We start from the raw sequence: 18069 nt of genomic DNA, 5'->3' as shown, positions 1-18069 counted from the left end.
GTGTGTGAATGAAGAAGTTTTTAGCGTTTTTCATGCCGATATTCGGAGCTATATATTTGAGTGCATATATAAGAAGTGCAATGCTTGATGTGGTCTATACGGATTATATTAGGATAATAAATACCTATCTTAAGGATCCTTTTTCACCGAAGCCTTATTTTGGCAAGGATATACTTACAAGATTGCCTATAACATATTTTGAAAGAATGATAAATATAGCTTTTTTTAAATATTCAACAATGTTTGATATGGCTTTGGGAGTTATATTCCTTTCGCTTATGGGAATCATAATAGGGATATTTATGGCTAGCAAAAATTTAAATCTCAGATATTTTATCATTGTAATGATGCTTGTTTTTTCACTTTCTCAATGGGAAATGATAACTAACGGAACCGGATGGGTGCATTTTTTCACTTTTTTTCTGTTTGTATTGCATTTTTACATACTTGATTCATATATACAAAGAGAAACAAAAGTAAAGTTTTGGTTAAATATTATTTTACCTGTGTTTACGATATTGTTTGCGGCAGGCTCATATTCACTTGCATATGGAGTCACATTAATAATTACTTATGTTTTATATGCAATTCTAAAAAAGAAGAAAAATGCATTTACTCTTGCAATACCTGTGATACTTTCTTTGACTGCATTTATGTATTCATATGCAAATTCATATACGGAACATGCAGGTGCAACAACAGAAAGTCTGACTGCTGTATTTGGAAGAAATCCGGTGTACTTTGTGTTGTTCGGATTGAATACTTTTGCTTCGGATATTATAAGTATAGGAATTGTGGAAAGATATGAGATAGGTATCATTATAACAAGTACTATAGGTGCTGCAGTTGTATTTTTTTACCTATATGCTCTATATTTGAATTTTAAATATAAAATATATGAGTCTACAGCATTCCCGATGCTTATGCTTGTATCGGGACTTTTCAGCCATGCTATGGTTATTTTGACAAGATGGATTTTTTTAAATCCTCTTTATGCCATGAGTTCAAGATATGCACTTCAATTCGGTGCGGGGCTGATAGGTGTGATATTGACATTCGGTTATGTGAAAATACATATAAATAGAGAGAAACAAAGTATGTCACCATGGGCAAAGGTGGCTGTCTCATTGTTTGTATTGTTTGTATTTTTAGGAAATATTTCTACTGCAGGAAATGAGATCAGAATGGCAAAGTATCGTTTGGAAAGCTTTGAAGTGAAGATGGAAGTGGCAAAGAATTTTGAGAATGAAAGTGATGAGACTTTAAAAAAAGTCTTGCAATATCATAATCCGAAGAAGACAAGAGAAGCGCTCGGTATTATCAAGTCAAAGAAACTTAATATTTTTGCAAAATAGTGATATAAATATTGTAGTTTCCTGTTGATTTGTAAGTGATAAAGAGTGTAGAATGATGTAGTTAATATTTAAATATAAATATTTTTGAAAAGAGGCCTATAGATGGATAATTCTTACGGAATGTTGGCTTTGCAGAAAGCAAATCTATATATTTTACAGGAAATAGATAGAATATGTACAAAATATAAAATAAATTATACATTGGACTCGGGTACATTGCTTGGAGCTATCAGACATGGAGGCTTTATACCTTGGGATGATGATGCCGATATTGCAATGACAAGAGCAAACTTTGAGGCTTTCAGAAAAATTGTAAAAAGAGAATTATCGGATAAACTGGAATTTATTATGCCTAATGAATTTCAGGGAGGAAAGGTCTTTTACGATTTTACTCCAAGAATCATATATAAGCCCAGTATAAGACATAAAAAACAGGATAAAAAAGATCCATACGAAGGTAAACTCAACCATCTTTGGGTTGATATATTTATAATAGATAAGTTGCCGAACAGGAAAACATTAAAAAGATTTACACTCTTTACTCAAAAGCTGATATATCTTTTTTCCATGGGACATAGAAAGAAGCTTGATTTCAAGAAGTACAAGGGTACGATGAAAATTGCCATATTGTTTTTCTCTATCTTCGGTAAAATAATACCTATGAAATTCTTATTCGGTATACAGGATAAGATTTCAAAATTATTTTACAAAGGCAGAAAAAATGATACCTGGTATTACAGCAATTATCAACCGGATTATATCGACATAGAGGTAAACAGCAGATGGTATGAGAAATATATCAAAATTCAGTTTGAAGATATTTCATTATCAATCATAGATGATTATGAAAATGTATTACAGCTGGTTTACGGAGACTATATGACACCTCCTCCAAAAGCTGACAGAGTACCGACGCATGGAAGTACGGAGATAGAAGTATATGAGTAAGAAGATTTCAATTATTGTATCTGTATATAATGAAGAGGAAGTTTTATTTGAATTTTACAGAGAGACAATAAAGGTTCTTCTATTAATTGATAATCCATATGAGATAATTTTTGTAAATGACGGAAGCACAGACGGGTCAAGAAGTACTTTGTTTAAACTGTCAAGAGATGATGAGAATGTGAAGGTTATACATTTTTCAAGAAACTTCGGACATGAGGCGGCTATGATTGCCGGTATAGATTATGCAAGCGGAGACTATATTGTCTGTATGGATTCAGATTTACAACATCCTCCTACACTACTGCCTGAGATAATCAGGAAATTTGATTCGGGTTTTGATATTATAAATATGGTCAGAACCGAGAATAAATCGGCAGGTATATTGAAAAATATAACTTCGGCGGGATTTTACAAAGTCATCAATAAAGTAAGCGATATGAAGCTTGTAAGTAACGCATCCGATTTTTTCGGAATATCAAAAAGGGTTGCAGATATTTTACGAAATAACTACAGAGAGAAGACAAGATTCCTTCGAGGTTATGTTCAGAATGTAGGTTTCAATACCACAAATATAGAGTATGAAGCAAGAAAAAGATTTGCAGGAGAAAGTAAGTATTCAATAAGAAAACTTTTCAGATTTTCTATGAATACAATAATGACATTCTCAAATCTTCCGCTTAAGCTGGGTATGTATGCAGGTGGAATGGCGGCATTCTTAGCTATAATAATGATGATCTATACGGTAGTATCTTTTTTAAGAGTAGGTACACCAAGCGGTTACGCAACAATTATATGTTTGATATGTTTTATGTTCTCGGTGCTTTTCTTTATAGTTGGAATAATAGGAGAATATTTGGGACTTATATTGGCTGAGCAAAAGGACCGTCCTTTATATATAGTTGAGGAAAAAATTAATTTTTAAAAATAAAGAGCTGTGAAAACGGCTCTTTTTTTGATAGAATAAAAGTATATTTCTAAATTTAATTACATTTCTAAAATCGGAGAGCATATGAATATATCACAGGCAATTTCTAAAAGAATTATATTACTATGTTATGAGAAAAATATTACAATCTATGAGTTATCCAAAAGATCGGGCGTTCCCAAAACTACTATAAAAGACATCGTTTCAGGCAGAAGTAAAAATCCAAGTGTTTTGAGTATAGAAAAACTCGCCATAGGATTTTCAATATCCATAGGCGAGTTTTGGAATCACGAAATTTTCAGTTACCGTTAAGATACATATTAGCATCCTTAAAAAAGGAAATTATAAGTAAAAGCATTATAATTCCTATAGGGAATGCCGCAATAATGGACACAGTCTGAAGGTTTGACATGGAGTTGTCCGAAAAAATAAGTCCTATAGGCAGCAGTATCAAAAGTATTGACCAGTAAAGTTTTATCTTTTTTGAAGGCTCTTTATTTTCAAGGTCCTTATATGAATAAGATGCGGCTACAAGTGTTATGGAATCAAATGTAGTGGCATAAAATGTAATCATGGTAAGAATCAAAAGTATCATTGCTATAAAAGGCAGTGGAAGAGAGGATATTACTTCACCTATGGTTTGGTATAGGTTCTGACTTTCATTGTATATCTTTAATAAGTCTACCTGACCGAACACATTAAGTGCAATACCGTAGTTTCCAAGTATTATAAAGGACATAAATGTACCTGAAAGGCCGAATATATATCCGCCGAGTATAACCTCCTTTATAGTTCTGCCCTTTGATATACTACCTATGAAAAATGGAGTGGCTACACACCATACCATCCAGTAGGCCCAGTAAAATACTGTCCAGTCCTGTGCAAAAGTTGTCTGTCCGGTAGGATCAATATAAGTGGACAGTGAAAAGAAATTATTAACAAGGTTTCCAAGTGAATCGAAACCGAGCTCAAGAATAAACTTCCCATGTCCTCCGCCGAAGAACACATATATCAAAAGTGCAAAGAACAGATAAGTACAGCAGGATGCAAGTTTTGAAACACCTTCAATGCCAAGATAAGCACAGGCGGAATAAATAACACAGGTTACAATTAAAATAACAATAGTAAGTATATTATTATTTGAAACACCGAAAAGCTTGGCAACGGTTTGTGACAGAAGCGGAGTGGCAAGTGAAAATGTAGTAGCCGTACCGGCTATAAGTGCAAATACCGCTATCAAGTCCACAATTTTTCCCCAAATACCGTCAACTTTAGAACCCAGAAGTACTCTAAGTCCTTCGGAATATTTTGCCCTTGTTCTTTTCCTTACATGCAGCATAAAGCCGAAGCATGAAGCAAGTACAACATAAAATCCCCATGGAATAGGTCCCCAGTGAAATAAAGGATAGGTAGCCGACCAAAGTGTAGTATCACCGAGTGAACTGATTCTGCCTTCATTTGCATAAAGCATCCATTCACACAGTGAATAAAATAATATATCAGCCGCAAGTCCTGCGGTAAACATCATAGTGCCCCATGCAAAGTTTGAATGTTCCTTTTTGCCGCTTCCAAGCTTTATACTGCCGTATTTTGAAAATGCAATATATATGGATAATAATAATATAAACAAACCGAATATAAGGTAAAATATTCCCAGGCTGTTGTTTAATAAGCTCCTTATTTGTGCGAGTATATTTCCGGCTTGAGCAGGAAATATGAAAAATAACATTACAAGTGATATCACAAGTAAAAAAGGAACTATAGTGACAAAATAATCAATATCAGATTTTTTCATAACGCCTCCAAATGTTCAAAATCAAAATATTTACTAAGATATTGAACATGATAACATTTTTATAGCGATAAATCAAGATATAAAAAATATCTTAAAAAAAATGGAATAATCAAAAAAACACTACACAAAACAAAACCCTTTGATATAATATAAAAGTTAGTAAATGTCTAAGGAAAGGTATTCATGTATGATTAAATTTAAAAGACATATTATAGGAATTGTTTCTATAATATTTGCCTTATCTTCAGGAGCCTGTGCTAATTCGGATATAGTCGTCAGAGATTCCTCGATGAATAAAGAGGTGGATGAGCCTGTATTTGAAACTCAAAAAAATATAACTTTGGATTGGACTCAAATAAGAAGTGACGCAGAAGAGCAATTCAATGACAAAACTCTATACCCGATGAGTGATTATATTGATATGGCTTTTAAGGCTGATGAAAATAGGGTATTGCTTATATGGTCACTGTCAAATGAAATCAGTGATGATGAAGCATTGGCATACGGAACTGAATATATTAAAGCAGTAAATGATTATGCCGCAACTCAGGATTTTTCTATAGAAAAATCAAGCGAAAACTCTTATGGCGGACTCTTTGATAAGTATGATCTTGAGGTACAGCTTTTTAGAGAAGATGATATCATGGAAAACTCCAGATATATTGTGAATCAGGTTATTGAAGCAGGGACTAATACTAACTTAGAATTACAGAATAAAAAGGGGGATAAATGAAAATTCTAAAGAAAATTCTGATGGCGTCATTATGTTCATTGATGGTACTTAGTACAAGTATGACATCATTTGCAGGTGTTATAGGTAAGAGTTCATCAAAGTATCCTAAGGTTGTAATGGGTGCACCGGCAGATGCGGATACTTATTTAAACGGTGCCGAAATCCATATGCTCACCTCATCTACAAAGAGTCAGATGATGAGCTTTGTCATTAAGACAAAGAACGGCAAGATTATTGTAGTAGACGGAGGTCTTCCGGAGGATGAGCCACACTTGGTAGAAACTATAAAGAGTTTCGGTAATGAAGTAAGTGCATGGATTTTATCACATCCTCACAGCGATCACGGAGGCGCATTTACAAAGCTTGCAGAGAACGGTTTTGAGGGATTGCAGATAGATGCATTCTACTACAATATAAGAGAGCAGGCATGGTATGACAAATATGAAAGCTATAGAGCCGAGATGGTAAATACTATCAGAAACTCAATAGCAAAATTACCTGCAGGTGTATCTCATATGACAAGCAAGGGTGAGGTTTACTATGTAGACGGTGTAGCCATACATGTACTCAATGATCCTTATTGGATAGAGTCAAACTCTATCAACAATTCATCCGTAGTTTTCAGATTAGACTTTGACAACGGTACCAGAGTATTATTCTTAGGAGATATGGGACCTGCAGCAGGTGAGAGACTTAAGGCGGATGTACCTGCTTCAGAGTTAAAGGCTGATATCGTACAGATGGCTCATCACGGTCAGTACGGTGTAAACAAGGATGTATATGAGCTCATCGCACCTAAGGTAGCTATGTGGAATGCTCCTGAGTGGCTTTGGGACAATGACGGAGGTTCAGGTTACAATACCGGAAATTATAAGACTCTTGAGGTTAGATCCTGGATGGAAGAGTTGGGAACAAAGAAGAACTTTGTTATAAAGGACGGAGACCAGACCATCAAATAATTTAATACCCAAAAATGATGAACCGGTACAGGTGTTGTGGATTCAATACTTGTACCGGTTTTTGTTTTAATGATAAATAATATAGTGAATTTATGAAAATTGATAGTATAATAAAGATGTTGAAATAGATAGAAGAATGTTGAGGTATTTATGGTAAAGAAAATAGGAATAGTAAGTTTATCAAGCGGTGTATTAGGAGAAAGTTTTATTAAGCATGAACTTAAAATAGGTGTGGAAAGATTAAATAAATACGGTATAGAGGTTGAATTTTTGCCTAATGCACTTAAAGGTATGGACTTTATAAAAGAACATCCCGAAAGTAGAGCTAAAGATTTGATAAAAGCCTTTAAGGATGACTCTATTGATATGATTTTATGTGCAATAGGAGGAGTAGATACATATAAACTTTTGCCATATCTGTTTGAAAACAATGAGCTTAAGGCGGCTGTTAAACAAAAAATATTCTTAGGCTTTTCAGATACCACCCAAAATCATTTTATGTTAAATAAAGTGGGAATCAAAACATTCTACGGTCAGGCTTTTTTACCTGATATATGTGAGCTCTCAAATGAAATGTTGCCATATACAAAAAAATACTTTGAAGAACTTATCAAAACAGGGAAAATAAAAGAAATACGTCCAAGTGAGTTTTGGTATAAGGAAAGAGAAGACTTCAGTGAGAATTCTATAGGAGTTGATATGGAAAAATATAAAAATACCGGATTTGAATTACTTAGCGGCAAGCCGGTATTCAAAGGTAAGATTTTGGGCGGTTGTATTGATTCAATATATGATATATTTGATAATTCAAGATTTGAAGATACGGTATCTCTTTGTAAAAAATATGATTTATTCCCAAGTCTTGATGATTGGAAGAATAAAATTTTATTGTTGGAAACAAGTGAGGAAAAGCCTGAACCGAAGCTATATAGAAAGATGATCGGAGCTTTAAAGGAGTACGGAATATTTGATGTGCTCTCAGGTGTTTTAGTCGGAAAGCCTCAAGATGAGGTATATTATGAGGAGTATAAGCAAATTTTACTTGAGGAGATTGGCGATAAAGACTTATCCATTGTTTATAATATAAATATTGGACATGCAACGCCGAGGTGCATTATGCCTTTCGGAGTTGAAGCCAAGGTAAATGTAGATAAGCAGGTGATTACTTTTGATAATTAAATCGGATGATTGTTGCCGAAATGACTTAAGGAGGTTATATGTTTTTAAAATATAATAAAAATGAGAAGTTGGAATTCAATTATAAGAGGGCATGTGGCTTATGGTTAATTTTGGTAGCAACAGTTATTTTAGTGGCTACTTTTGCAGGTGGAAAACAAATTATAAATATGCAAATATTTTGCATCGGATATATTGTCAGCTTTTTTACAGTCAATATGAATAAAAGAGTATTAAATAAGCTGTCTGACGGAAGCTCGTCTGAATTTCAAAGAAAAGTATCATTATATGCAATTATTTTATTGCTTGTTTTAATGTCATTACTTGGCGGACCGTTTTTTGCCGATGAGAATTGGAGATTGATTTGGTTGGGAGCATTGATGGCGACTGCAATACACTTCTTTATGTATTATTTTGTACATGGAAATTCAATGATTTATTTAGGGATTATTTGTACTGTGAATGTTGCAGTGGGATATATTTTTCCTGAGATTCCCATACCCATAATTGCATATATTGATGCGGCGATTAAGCTCATATTCGGAATTTACCTGTTATTTTTTTCAAAGCCGTCAAAACAGAAATGAATTTTAGGGTATAGAGGTAAGTAAGTTGAGATATATACTTTTATTGCGTGGTATAAATGTTGGTGGAAAGAATAAAGTCTCTATGAGTGACTTGAAAGTTTTGTTAACTGAATTGGGATTTGAGGATGTCGCTTCCTATATCAACAGTGGGAATTTGTTTTTTAGCAGTGTGGAAAGCTATGAAAGTTGTATCCCCAAGATAAAACATTTATTGGAAACGAACTTTGACTTTTCAATCCCTCTTACTTTAATAAATAAAGAGGATTATTTAAAAGAAAAGGAAAATCTTCCTGAATGGTGGTATCAAGAAATGGCAAGAAGAGATGTTTTATTCTTTTCCTGTGATTTTGATAGAAGTAAAATCTTAGACTTTATAGATAAATCCACATTTCATAATGAGATAGTGTATATTGGGGAAAATGCTGTATTTTGGGGAAAGTATGATGAATCGGAATATCTGAAAACCACCTATCACAAAAAGCTGATAAAACAGGATTTTTACAAGCAGATAACGATAAGGAATGGAAATACATTTGAAAAGATAGCGGAGATTCTTGAAAAATAAAGGCCAGGTTATATGAATAGCTAAGGCCTAATTTTTCCAGTATTTATATCATTTAGATAATACAAAATAAATCTTAAGAAAATAATTTGTTGATTAATTGAAAAGTTAAATGTAATATTTTTATATATGAAGTAGGGTATTTTGTTAATATAAATATTTAAAGTGATAAATATAATATTAAAAATTCTGTGTATATTTATTACACTGATGAATATTGTAGTGGAGGGCAACAAATGAAAAAAAGAATACCCGTCTTCCGTCGAAGTACTATGAAAGATCCGACGTTTTAAATTTCTAATAACCTATTTGATTTTGCACAAATCTTTTAAATACTTTATTTTAAAGGCTTTTCTGACATAAAAAATATTTCAAAAAATTCGAAAAAATTTTTAAAGCGTGTTATAATAATAGTACTTCATAGTACTTTACTTTTATAGGTGTTTATGGCTTATTTTTTGAGAAAAGAAAAGAAGAAAAAAGGTACTTATCTTCAGATGTATGAATCATTTTGGGATAAGGATAAAAAGCAACCAAGAACAAAAAATGTAAAATCTTTTGGTTATGTTGAGGATTTGATTTCAGGGGAGATTCCAGATCCTGTTAAATTTTACAGCGACTATGTAAAAAAGCAAAACGAGAACAGAATAAAAGTTCTTTCTGAAGAATACCGTCCTCGTGTATTTTCCACCCCTGTTGAACTTAATATAGGACACTTCTTGCTCTACTCATTAATTGATGAGCTTGATGTTAAGGAAACTATTGATATACTTGCTTCTCAAATGCGTTTTCAGTTCTCTGTATTTGACTTAATTACTCAACTTATTTATGCAAGGGTTATATCACCATGCTCTAAGTCAAAGACAGCCTCTCATGTCTTTCCATACCTTTATGGCAGCTCAACAATCTCTGAAGACCAAGTATATGACGGGTGTTCTTTCATAGGAGAGTCTTATAAAAAGTACATTGATTTATTTAATCGCTCTTATGAAAGCTATTCTAAAAGGGATCTAAGCAATGTATTTTTTGATTGCACTAATTATTACTTTGAAATTGATATCCCTAGTGATGACAAGCAAAAGGGACCTTCAAAAGAGAATAGGCACTCCCCGATAATAGGGCAAGCTTTACTTTTAGATGCTGATCTAGTACCTGTCTCCATGCAAATGTATCCAGGAAATGAATCGGAAAAGCCATATATTAGAAAAGTTATTGAAGAAATGGAGCAACGACACAACGTATCAGGCAAGACGATTCAGGTGGCTGATAAATGACTTAATTGTGCAAGAAATATTTATGCTGCAGTTAAAGAAGCTAATGACGGCTATATATTTTCAAAATCAATACATGGTAAGAATCTAAGTGAAAAGGGAAAGAAATGGGTTCTACTTGAGAATGATACAAATGTCTTTTTTAATTACACTGATGAAAGAGGTAATATATCTTTTCGTCTTAAATCCTGTATTGACAGCTTTGATTACAGTTTTAAAGAGATTGATCCGGAAACAGGAAAAGAAATGGTTACAAAGTTTACTGTAAAAGAAAAACGTATTGTATCTTATAATCCCAATCTTGCAAAAAAACAAAGGCTTGAAATAATGAAGATGGTTGATAAAGCTTCAAAGTTTTCTACATACAAAAATATAGCAAAAGATGAACTTGGAGATTGTGCTAAATATGTAGATATCATAACTAAAGATAGTTCAGGCAAAACAATAAAGCCTATAATAGGTCTAAACAAATCCAAGATTGATGAAGATCTTAAATATGCAGGATATAATCTTTTAGTGACATCCGAGATAGATATGGAGCCATTACAGGTATATAAAACATACCATAGCCTATGGAAAATCGAGGAATCTTTTAGACTTACAAAATCATACCTGGATGCTAGGCCTGTTTATTTACAGAAAAAAGAAACAATCTATGGGCATTTTTTGATATGCTACCTTAGCTTGTTTCTTTTAAGAGTATTAGAAATCAAGTGCTTCAAAAATAAAATAAACTCTTATGACTTGATTAACTTTATGCGTGATTTTAGGGTGGTAAATAAAGGTGATAATACATATATAAATATATCAAGAGACCAGGCCGTTAACGAAAAGGTTAAAAAACTGGTTGGATTTAGCAACCTTGATGCCCTCTATTTAACCAAAGCTGAAGTCGACAATTTCTTTCAAAACTGCATGCTCTTGGATACCTAGAGTACTAGGTTTTGAGAGAAACGACGGAAGTCAGGTAATATAAATATTTAAAGTGATAAATATAATATTAAAAATTCTGTGTATATTTATTACACTGATGAATATTGTAGTGGAGGGCAACAAATGAAAAAAAGAATATGGTGTATTGCTTTAGTGTTAGGAATTGCGACAATTTTTAGCGGCTGTGGAGTTAGTTCTAATAAGAAAGATGCGGAAACAAATAAAACTGAAACATCCACATCTGCGAAAACATCTAAGAAAAAGTCAGTGAAGAATGAAAAAGATTTGATATATCCTACAAGACTGGGTTCTCTTGGTTGGATTGATTCGTCAACTGTAGGTGAACGTATATGTTTTGGGCCTATTATAGGAGCATTTAGCAATTATCAACGAGGAAGTGTAACAAATAAGGAAGAAAATAAATCTAAAGCTAGTGAAAATGGGTGGATAGATCCTTTTAATGCGTTACTTATCAGAGAGAGCTTTACTGAAGAAAGAGCAAAGGATTATGAACTTAAATATGCTGAAAAGCTTGAAGAAGTGCCGGATATTCTTAGGATACAAAAGTTTTGGGGAGATGCTTTAAGTGATTATGCGGGACTAGGTTCCGGAGACGATGATAAAATTGATATAGTTGTTGATAAATCTGACAAGGTTAATATAAATGGATTTGATTTTATAAGAGAAGAGGGACATATTAACTTTTTGAAAGCGGATAATAATAACCAGGACGTAAATAATGCCGCTTATTATGTAGGATATTATTATACAACTAAAGGAGTAGATCCTTCACTTCTTCAAGAGAATTCTGAGGAAATGATGGGAATGGCTATATTCGTAACTTTTAGGGAAGGCGTATATAAGTTTTACACAGGAGAAGAAAAAGATCGTGGAAAGGATATTACAGAAGAGCAAATAAAAGCTCTGCATAGTGGAGCTGATGCGATGATGAGCACTCTAAGAAAAGAAAGAGGACATGCTACTTTTGATGTATACTAGTTTTGGAATAACTGTATCTATAAAAGTGGTTACTATAGTATCTTTTCATAGGTCGAATATTAAATTATAAAAAGCTGTTTATATAATAGTGTTGAATGGCCCCGTGATAAGGGGCTATTTGATTTTTATATGTATATATTTTATGAAATATACTTATTAAAAAACAAAAAGAAGTAAACTTGTTTATATACGGAAAAACAAATAAAAACAGTTATTTTAAGTATTGTTGTATTTATAAATTTGTCGCAGTTTTTATTTTTTTAGAAAAAGGGTACAAAGTGGACAATATAATTATAAAAGAAGCCTCCAAAGGATGCTTTGGCGAGAATAGAATATTCAAAGAAGATAGGAGCAGAGACGGATAATCTGTCATTTGGAGCGGAAGGTTTTCCGATTTCCGTTGAAGGAGAGGCGGAATATATTGAATCTGTTTTGAAAGATGAAAGGTCATGCTCATTTTTTTGCATGGAGAGATGGTGAAATCATCGGAGATGTAAGCCTGAGCGGATTGCCAAGGCGAATGAATCATAGGGCGGAACTTGGTATTACGGTTTTGAAATCCGAATGGAATAAAGGTCTTGGAAGCAGATTGCTTAAAATGGCGATAGAGTATGCCAAGTCACATGGTATTGAGATAATAAATCTTGAAGTCAGAAGCGATAATTTTAGAGCGATCCATGTCTATGAGAAGTTCGGATTCAGAAAAATCGGTACATCTTTCGCATATTTTAAAATAGGAGATTCATATATAGATTTTGATATAATATATCTGGATTTGAGATAGAAAAATGCAGATTTGGAAGGATAGTATAGATAGATATGACCAATAAAGATTTGAAGTGCTTCAAAGAAAGACTGGATTCATTAGATTGGGACAGTGACTTTGAAAAGGCTGAAAAAGAAAATTATGAAGTTTTGGACAGCTTATGTGAATTTATAGAATCTGAATTTAGAGAAAATAAAAGCCAAGAAATGATATCAAAAGCCCTATTACTCCTTGCAGGGAATGTCGGATGTGCAGAGGATTTTGAAAGATACGAAGAAAATTTTGTGAGTAGACTTGAAAAAGAAGGTAAACTTACAAAAGAGTTGGCAGAGTTATTTTACAATAATACGAACAGAAGGCAGGGATAGTGATATATAATTTATGAAGAATGGATTGAGGATGAAGATAGCAGTAAGTACCTGTTTACTTGGAGAAAATTGTAAATGTAATGTTGAGAATTTATTTGAAAAGACATCTAAGATTATTGAGAAGGGAAGATAAATGGACAATATAATTATAAAAGAGGCATCTCCTGAGGATGCTTTGGCGAGAATAGAATATTCAAAGAAGATAGGTGCAGAGACGGATAATCTGTCATTTGGAGCGGAAGGCTTTCCGATTTCCGTTGAAGGAGAGGAAGAATATATCCGTTCTGTTTTAAAAGATGAAAGGTCATGCTCATTTTTTGTATGGAGAGACGGTGAAATCATAGGAGATGTAAGCCTAAGCGGATTGCCAAGGCGAATGAATCATAGGGCGGAACTTGGTATTACAGTTTTGAAATCGGAATGGAATAAAGGGCTTGGAAGCAGACTGCTTAAAATGGCGATAGAGTATGCCAAATTACATGGTATTGAGATAATAAATCTTGAAGTCAGAAGTGATAATTTTAGGGCAATCCATGTTTATGAAAAGTTCGGATTCAGAAAAATCGGTACATCTCCGGCATATTTTAAAATAGGTGACTCATATATAGATTTTGATATAATGTATCTGGATTTGAGAAACAATTAGAAGCTGTGCAGGTGGTTAATAAATGAGAACGAAAAGTGTCATGATTGAAAAATGGAATCCGAAATGGAAAGATGAATTTGAAAAGATAGTAGCTTCATTAGGTAAAGATATTATTTACAATTCAATCAAAATTGAACATGTTGGAAGCACATCTGTCGAAGGCCTGTCTGCAAAACCAATTATTGATCTTGATATTGTTATTGAAAATGATAATTTTGAAATTATAAAGAGATTGCTTAATGATAAAGGATACAAACACGAGGGAGATTTGGGTATTGAAGGTAGAGAAGCTTTTTCATACTCCGGAAAAGAAGAATTGATGACACATCATTTATATGTATGTCCGAAAAATTCCAAGGAACTTTTTAAACATATTACATTTAGAAATTTTTTGAAAAACAATCCTGCTTTAGTAGCTGAATATTCAAAGGTGAAAGAACAGGCTGCAGTACTTTATCCGGATGATATAGATAAGTATATGGAATTCAAATCGGAAATTATTGAAAAGATTTATAAGAAGTGTAGGTTATTAGAATGAAAATAGCGGTAAGTGCCTGTTTACTTGGAGAAAATTGCAAATATAACGGTGGAAATAATTACAGCAAAAAAGTAAGAGATTATACTAAAGGACATGAGGTAATACCTGTTTGTCCGGAAGTTCTTGGAGGGCTGTCTATTCCAAGAGAACCTGCAGAAATAGTAAACGGTATAGTAAGTCTCAAGGACGGCATATCTGTTGATAAAGAATTTCGTGAAGGAGCAAGGAGAGCACTTGAGACAGTAAAAGAGCAAAATGTCGATATCGTTATATTACAGTCAAGAAGTCCGTCATGTGGAGTAAATGCAATATATGACGGTTCTTTTTCAGGCAAGATTATATCAGGGCAAGGTGTATTCGCAGATTTATTAAGGAGAAACGGAATAAAGGTGATAGATGTCGAGGATTTATAGATAGACAGGGGGCTGCCGGCTTTCTTAATCAAAATATAGAGGTAAACAAATGAATGATTTTGATATATTATTTGATGAGATAAAACAACTTTCTAAAGCTGTTACAGAATCGAATTATTCTGATTACAGTAAGCAGGCGTATGATATGTTAATCGCTATACATGATTTGGGAATTTCAAAAGATTCTGTATATAATATGTTTTTTGAATATTATAAAAGCTTAGAGGAAGGATTATCAAAAGAGTGGTTTGCGGATATGCTTGATTATATATGTGGATGGTGCAATCCTGAAAAATATATTTGGAAAGATGAGTAATTTAGAGGGCGGCTTTTGGCTGTCTTTTTTGATTGACAAAAAATTTCAAATATTATATACTCAAAAATGTAAACGCTTACATTATTAGAGGGCAAAAAAGAAAATAAAGTCTGAAGATATGAAGCAAATATATAGATGTATAAAGCTAAGATGTGGAAGTGGAAAGATAACATTGAAGTAGGTAAGATTATTTCAATGATAACAGATTACTGACGGCAATGGCTGCAGTAGTTAATAAAAAATATTAGGAGTATAATATGAAGGCTAAAGAGAGAATCATCCAATTTGGTGAAGGCGGTTTTTTGAGAGGATTTGTAGACTATTTCTTCCAGAAATTAAATGATAAGGGCTTATTTGAAGGCTCTGTAGTTGTAGTTCAGCCTATAAAAACTGGTATGTGTGAGATGCTTGAAGCACAAAACTGTGAATACAATCTTTTCTTAAGAGGAGTTGATAACGGTAAGGTGGTAGATGAACATACTCATATAGATGTTATCAGCAGATGTATCAATCCATATGAGGACTATGAAGGATATTTGAGTCTGGCAAAGAATCCTGATTTCAGATTTATTGTGTCAAATACTACAGAAGCAGGAATTGTGTATGAAGATGATAATAAACTCTCCGACTCACCCGCAAACAGCTTTCCGGCAAAACTAACAGCACTTCTTTATGAAAGATTTAAAGCAGGATTGTCCGGATTTATTATACTTTCATGCGAACTTATAGATCACAATGGTGAAGAGCTTTTAAAATGTTGTAAGCAGTATGCTTCCAAATGGGAGCTTGGAGCGGATTTTGCTTCATGGCTTGAAAAGGAAAACAGCTTCTGCTCTACATTGGTAGACAGAATAGTGACCGGCTTCCCGAGAGATGAACATAAGGCACTTGAGGAGAGAATCGGTCAAAAGGACAATATGATGGATACAGCCGAGATTTTCCACCTTTGGGTAATACAGGGAAATCATGAAGATGAACTTCCACTGCAAAAGGCAGGCTTTAATGTAGTTTGGACCGACAATGTGGATCCTTATAAGAAGAGAAAGGTTCGTATACTTAACGGAGCACATACTTCAATGGTTTTAGCAGCAAGACTATATGGACTTGAGACAGTAGGCGAGTGCATGAAGGATGAAAAGGTATCATCACTTCTTAGAAAATCTGTGTTTGAGGAAATAATACCTACAATAGGAGATACCGAGGATAACAGAAAATTCGGAGAAGCTGTATTTGAGAGATTTTCAAATCCTTTTATCAAGCATCAGCTTTTATCAATTGCACTTAATTCAGTGTCAAAGTTCAGAGCCAGGGTACTTCCTACGATATTGGAGTATAAGGCTGAAAACGGAAAATATCCTGAGATACTGAGTTTTTCATTGGCCGCACTTATCGCATTTTATAAGACAGATGAAGCAAATGACGGTGAAGAGATTGTAAAGTTTATGAAGAGCGCTTCGGTAGCGGATATCTTAAAGAGAGAAGATTACTGGGGTGAGGACCTTAGCAATATGTATGATATCGTAAACAGATGGTTTGAAAAGATAGAAAAAGACGGTGTAGCGGCTTGCTATGATGAGCTCTTAAAATAAGTTGTTTAAAGGTGGAGGAAACTTCGCCTTTTTATTTTGTTCTAAAGGCTTTAGTGTTGGCTGCACATTCTTATCTCCGGGAAAGATATCAATTGAAAAAAATATAAAGAGTGATATAATTCAGTCAAGATATATAGACTGTGAAAATTAATTAGAATTAGGAAGGAGTTAATGGCGGTTATTTTGTATTATCACATACAAATACAGCTATTGGACGTGAGATACAGTTTAATCAAGAGTCGGAAGAAATAAATGGGGAAAATGCCTATGCAAAAAAAGTCGATTGAGCGGATTATAGCATTTGCTATATGCAGTATAGAATTTATTATAATAATTCTTATATTGTGTATTAATGGATATAATTCTATAAAAAAGCCAATAGGTAGTACATATTGTGCAGATAAAATTTTTGATGTAGTGAATTCAGATGCTATTTCTTTTTTTGGAACTGATTTATATGGAGATGGGACATATATGGACACAAAGACCCGTGAATATAGAAACTATACAATAGATCCCGGTGAGAGTTTTTGTACGATTACATTGGACAACGGCTCATATGCCATATATGATTATAAGAATACAGTTTGTGTTATTACACCCGGAGTAGGGATAAAATATTATACAAGAGTGGGAAATTTAAGCGGAGCATTTGTTCTACAAAAACATGATTAGGAGTAATCAATATTATTTTCACAGTCTATTGATATGAAGGACTCCAACTGGGTTGTGACAGAACATAAGCCATCAAATGAATATTTTGAGAGAGTACTTTCGTATGATAAAAACGGTAAGCTCTTTGAAGCCGAAAATTTAATTTATGAGGACAAAAATTACACAACAATCGCTCTGATGTCTGAGCTTTTAGGCGAACAATATAATACAGGAATGACAAATATCCTCTTGCTTGGGGCAGACAGAGCCACCCCCTTCGGCTCAGTATTGTTGGTGAAAGTTTTTGATGATGATTCATTAAAAGTAGGGGTCTTGGTCGATATTGAGAGAGATAAGATTTCTATAAGTAAGGGCTGGTATAGCTTTGATGAAATAAAAAAATTTATAGCTTTATATAATTCAGATAAAATCAGTGTAGGAAATTCAATCATATTATTAACCGGGGGATTAATCGCTGTTTTATCGGTAGGATTTATTTTATATAAAAAATACAGTATAAGATTTATTTTATAAAC

19 protein-coding genes and 2 pseudogenes are annotated in these 18069 nt (G+C 33.4%); 20 read left to right on the top strand and 1 reads right to left on the bottom strand.

Features of this window, described 5'->3' with window-relative positions:
* The first annotated feature begins 8 nt into the window (after positions 1-8).
* From HMPREF1140_RS04030 to HMPREF1140_RS04015, 4 genes are all read left to right on the top strand, one after another.
* Entirely contained in the window at positions 9-1355 is a 1347-nt protein-coding gene (locus tag HMPREF1140_RS04030; protein WP_009662471.1) for a hypothetical protein, read from the top strand.
* A 102-nt stretch (positions 1356-1457) separates the two neighbouring features.
* A complete protein-coding gene (locus tag HMPREF1140_RS04025) occupies positions 1458-2303 on the top strand; it encodes a LicD family protein (RefSeq protein ID WP_009662542.1) in 846 nt (281 codons plus the stop codon).
* Entirely contained in the window at positions 2296-3225 is a 930-nt protein-coding gene (locus HMPREF1140_RS04020; protein ID WP_009662475.1) for a glycosyltransferase family 2 protein, read from the top strand. The genes HMPREF1140_RS04025 and HMPREF1140_RS04020 overlap by 8 nt, the downstream gene beginning before the upstream one ends.
* 87 nt (positions 3226-3312) lie before the next feature.
* Positions 3313-3540, top strand: a complete 228-nt coding sequence (locus tag HMPREF1140_RS04015; RefSeq protein WP_009662707.1) for a helix-turn-helix domain-containing protein — start codon at positions 3313-3315, stop codon at positions 3538-3540.
* On the opposite strand, the gene HMPREF1140_RS04010 is transcribed toward HMPREF1140_RS04015, so the two are convergent.
* Positions 3527-5023, bottom strand: coding sequence for a BCCT family transporter (locus tag HMPREF1140_RS04010; protein WP_009662466.1), 1497 nt, complete (start codon positions 5021-5023; stop codon positions 3527-3529). The genes HMPREF1140_RS04015 and HMPREF1140_RS04010 overlap by 14 nt on opposite strands.
* Before the next feature lie 187 nt (positions 5024-5210).
* Between HMPREF1140_RS04010 and HMPREF1140_RS04005 the strand changes: the two genes are divergently transcribed.
* From HMPREF1140_RS04005 to HMPREF1140_RS03930, 16 genes and pseudogenes are all read left to right on the top strand, one after another.
* Positions 5211-5756, top strand: coding sequence for a hypothetical protein (locus HMPREF1140_RS04005; protein WP_009662573.1), 546 nt, complete (start codon positions 5211-5213; stop codon positions 5754-5756).
* Positions 5753-6715, top strand: a complete 963-nt coding sequence (locus HMPREF1140_RS04000; RefSeq protein WP_009662508.1) for a ComEC/Rec2 family competence protein — start codon at positions 5753-5755, stop codon at positions 6713-6715. Before HMPREF1140_RS04005 ends, HMPREF1140_RS04000 begins: the two co-directional genes overlap by 4 nt.
* 150 nt (positions 6716-6865) lie before the next feature.
* Positions 6866-7894, top strand: coding sequence for a S66 family peptidase (locus HMPREF1140_RS03995; protein WP_009662397.1), 1029 nt, complete (start codon positions 6866-6868; stop codon positions 7892-7894).
* A 38-nt stretch (positions 7895-7932) separates the two neighbouring features.
* Complete coding sequence (locus HMPREF1140_RS03990; RefSeq protein ID WP_009662537.1) at positions 7933-8478, top strand: DUF6609 family protein; 546 nt, start codon at positions 7933-7935, stop codon at positions 8476-8478.
* A gap of 25 nt (positions 8479-8503) precedes the next feature.
* On the top strand, positions 8504-9043 hold the full coding sequence (locus tag HMPREF1140_RS03985) for a DUF1697 domain-containing protein (protein WP_009662652.1): 540 nt from the start codon (positions 8504-8506) through the stop codon (positions 9041-9043).
* A gap of 443 nt (positions 9044-9486) precedes the next feature.
* Positions 9487-11244 (top strand): annotated as a pseudogene (locus HMPREF1140_RS14110) (IS1634 family transposase).
* Between the two features lie 123 nt (positions 11245-11367).
* A complete protein-coding gene (locus HMPREF1140_RS03975; protein WP_009662481.1) occupies positions 11368-12243 on the top strand; it encodes a hypothetical protein in 876 nt (291 codons plus the stop codon).
* Positions 12244-12521: 278 nt separating this feature from the next.
* Positions 12522-13027, top strand: a pseudogene (locus HMPREF1140_RS03970) (GNAT family N-acetyltransferase).
* Between the two features lie 35 nt (positions 13028-13062).
* Positions 13063-13377 (top strand): hypothetical protein, encoded by a 315-nt coding sequence (locus tag HMPREF1140_RS03965; protein ID WP_009662645.1) that lies wholly within the window; start codon positions 13063-13065, stop codon positions 13375-13377.
* A gap of 133 nt (positions 13378-13510) precedes the next feature.
* Complete coding sequence (locus HMPREF1140_RS03960) at positions 13511-14023, top strand: GNAT family N-acetyltransferase (protein ID WP_009662658.1); 513 nt, start codon at positions 13511-13513, stop codon at positions 14021-14023.
* 22 nt (positions 14024-14045) lie between these two features.
* A complete protein-coding gene (locus HMPREF1140_RS03955; RefSeq protein ID WP_009662614.1) occupies positions 14046-14561 on the top strand; it encodes a GrpB family protein in 516 nt (171 codons plus the stop codon).
* Positions 14558-14974, top strand: a complete 417-nt coding sequence (locus HMPREF1140_RS03950; protein ID WP_009662482.1) for a DUF523 domain-containing protein — start codon at positions 14558-14560, stop codon at positions 14972-14974. Before HMPREF1140_RS03955 ends, HMPREF1140_RS03950 begins: the two co-directional genes overlap by 4 nt.
* Positions 14975-15023: 49 nt before the next feature.
* Positions 15024-15290 (top strand): hypothetical protein, encoded by a 267-nt coding sequence (locus HMPREF1140_RS03945; protein WP_009662421.1) that lies wholly within the window; start codon positions 15024-15026, stop codon positions 15288-15290.
* Between the two features lie 257 nt (positions 15291-15547).
* On the top strand, positions 15548-16879 hold the full coding sequence (locus HMPREF1140_RS03940) for a tagaturonate reductase (RefSeq protein ID WP_009662600.1): 1332 nt from the start codon (positions 15548-15550) through the stop codon (positions 16877-16879).
* A 474-nt stretch (positions 16880-17353) separates the two neighbouring features.
* Positions 17354-17554: a hypothetical protein gene (locus tag HMPREF1140_RS13695; protein ID WP_009662711.1), complete on the top strand. Its 201-nt coding sequence runs from the start codon at positions 17354-17356 to the stop codon at positions 17552-17554.
* Positions 17555-17608: 54 nt separating this feature from the next.
* On the top strand, positions 17609-18067 hold the full coding sequence (locus HMPREF1140_RS03930) for a hypothetical protein (RefSeq protein WP_009662452.1): 459 nt from the start codon (positions 17609-17611) through the stop codon (positions 18065-18067).
* Positions 18068-18069 lie beyond the last annotated feature (2 nt).

The organism is Lachnoanaerobaculum sp. ICM7, from assembly GCF_000287675.1.
Classification (GTDB): Bacteria; Bacillota; Clostridia; order Lachnospirales; family Lachnospiraceae; genus Lachnoanaerobaculum.
This window is presented reverse-complemented; position numbering and strand designations above follow the sequence as displayed.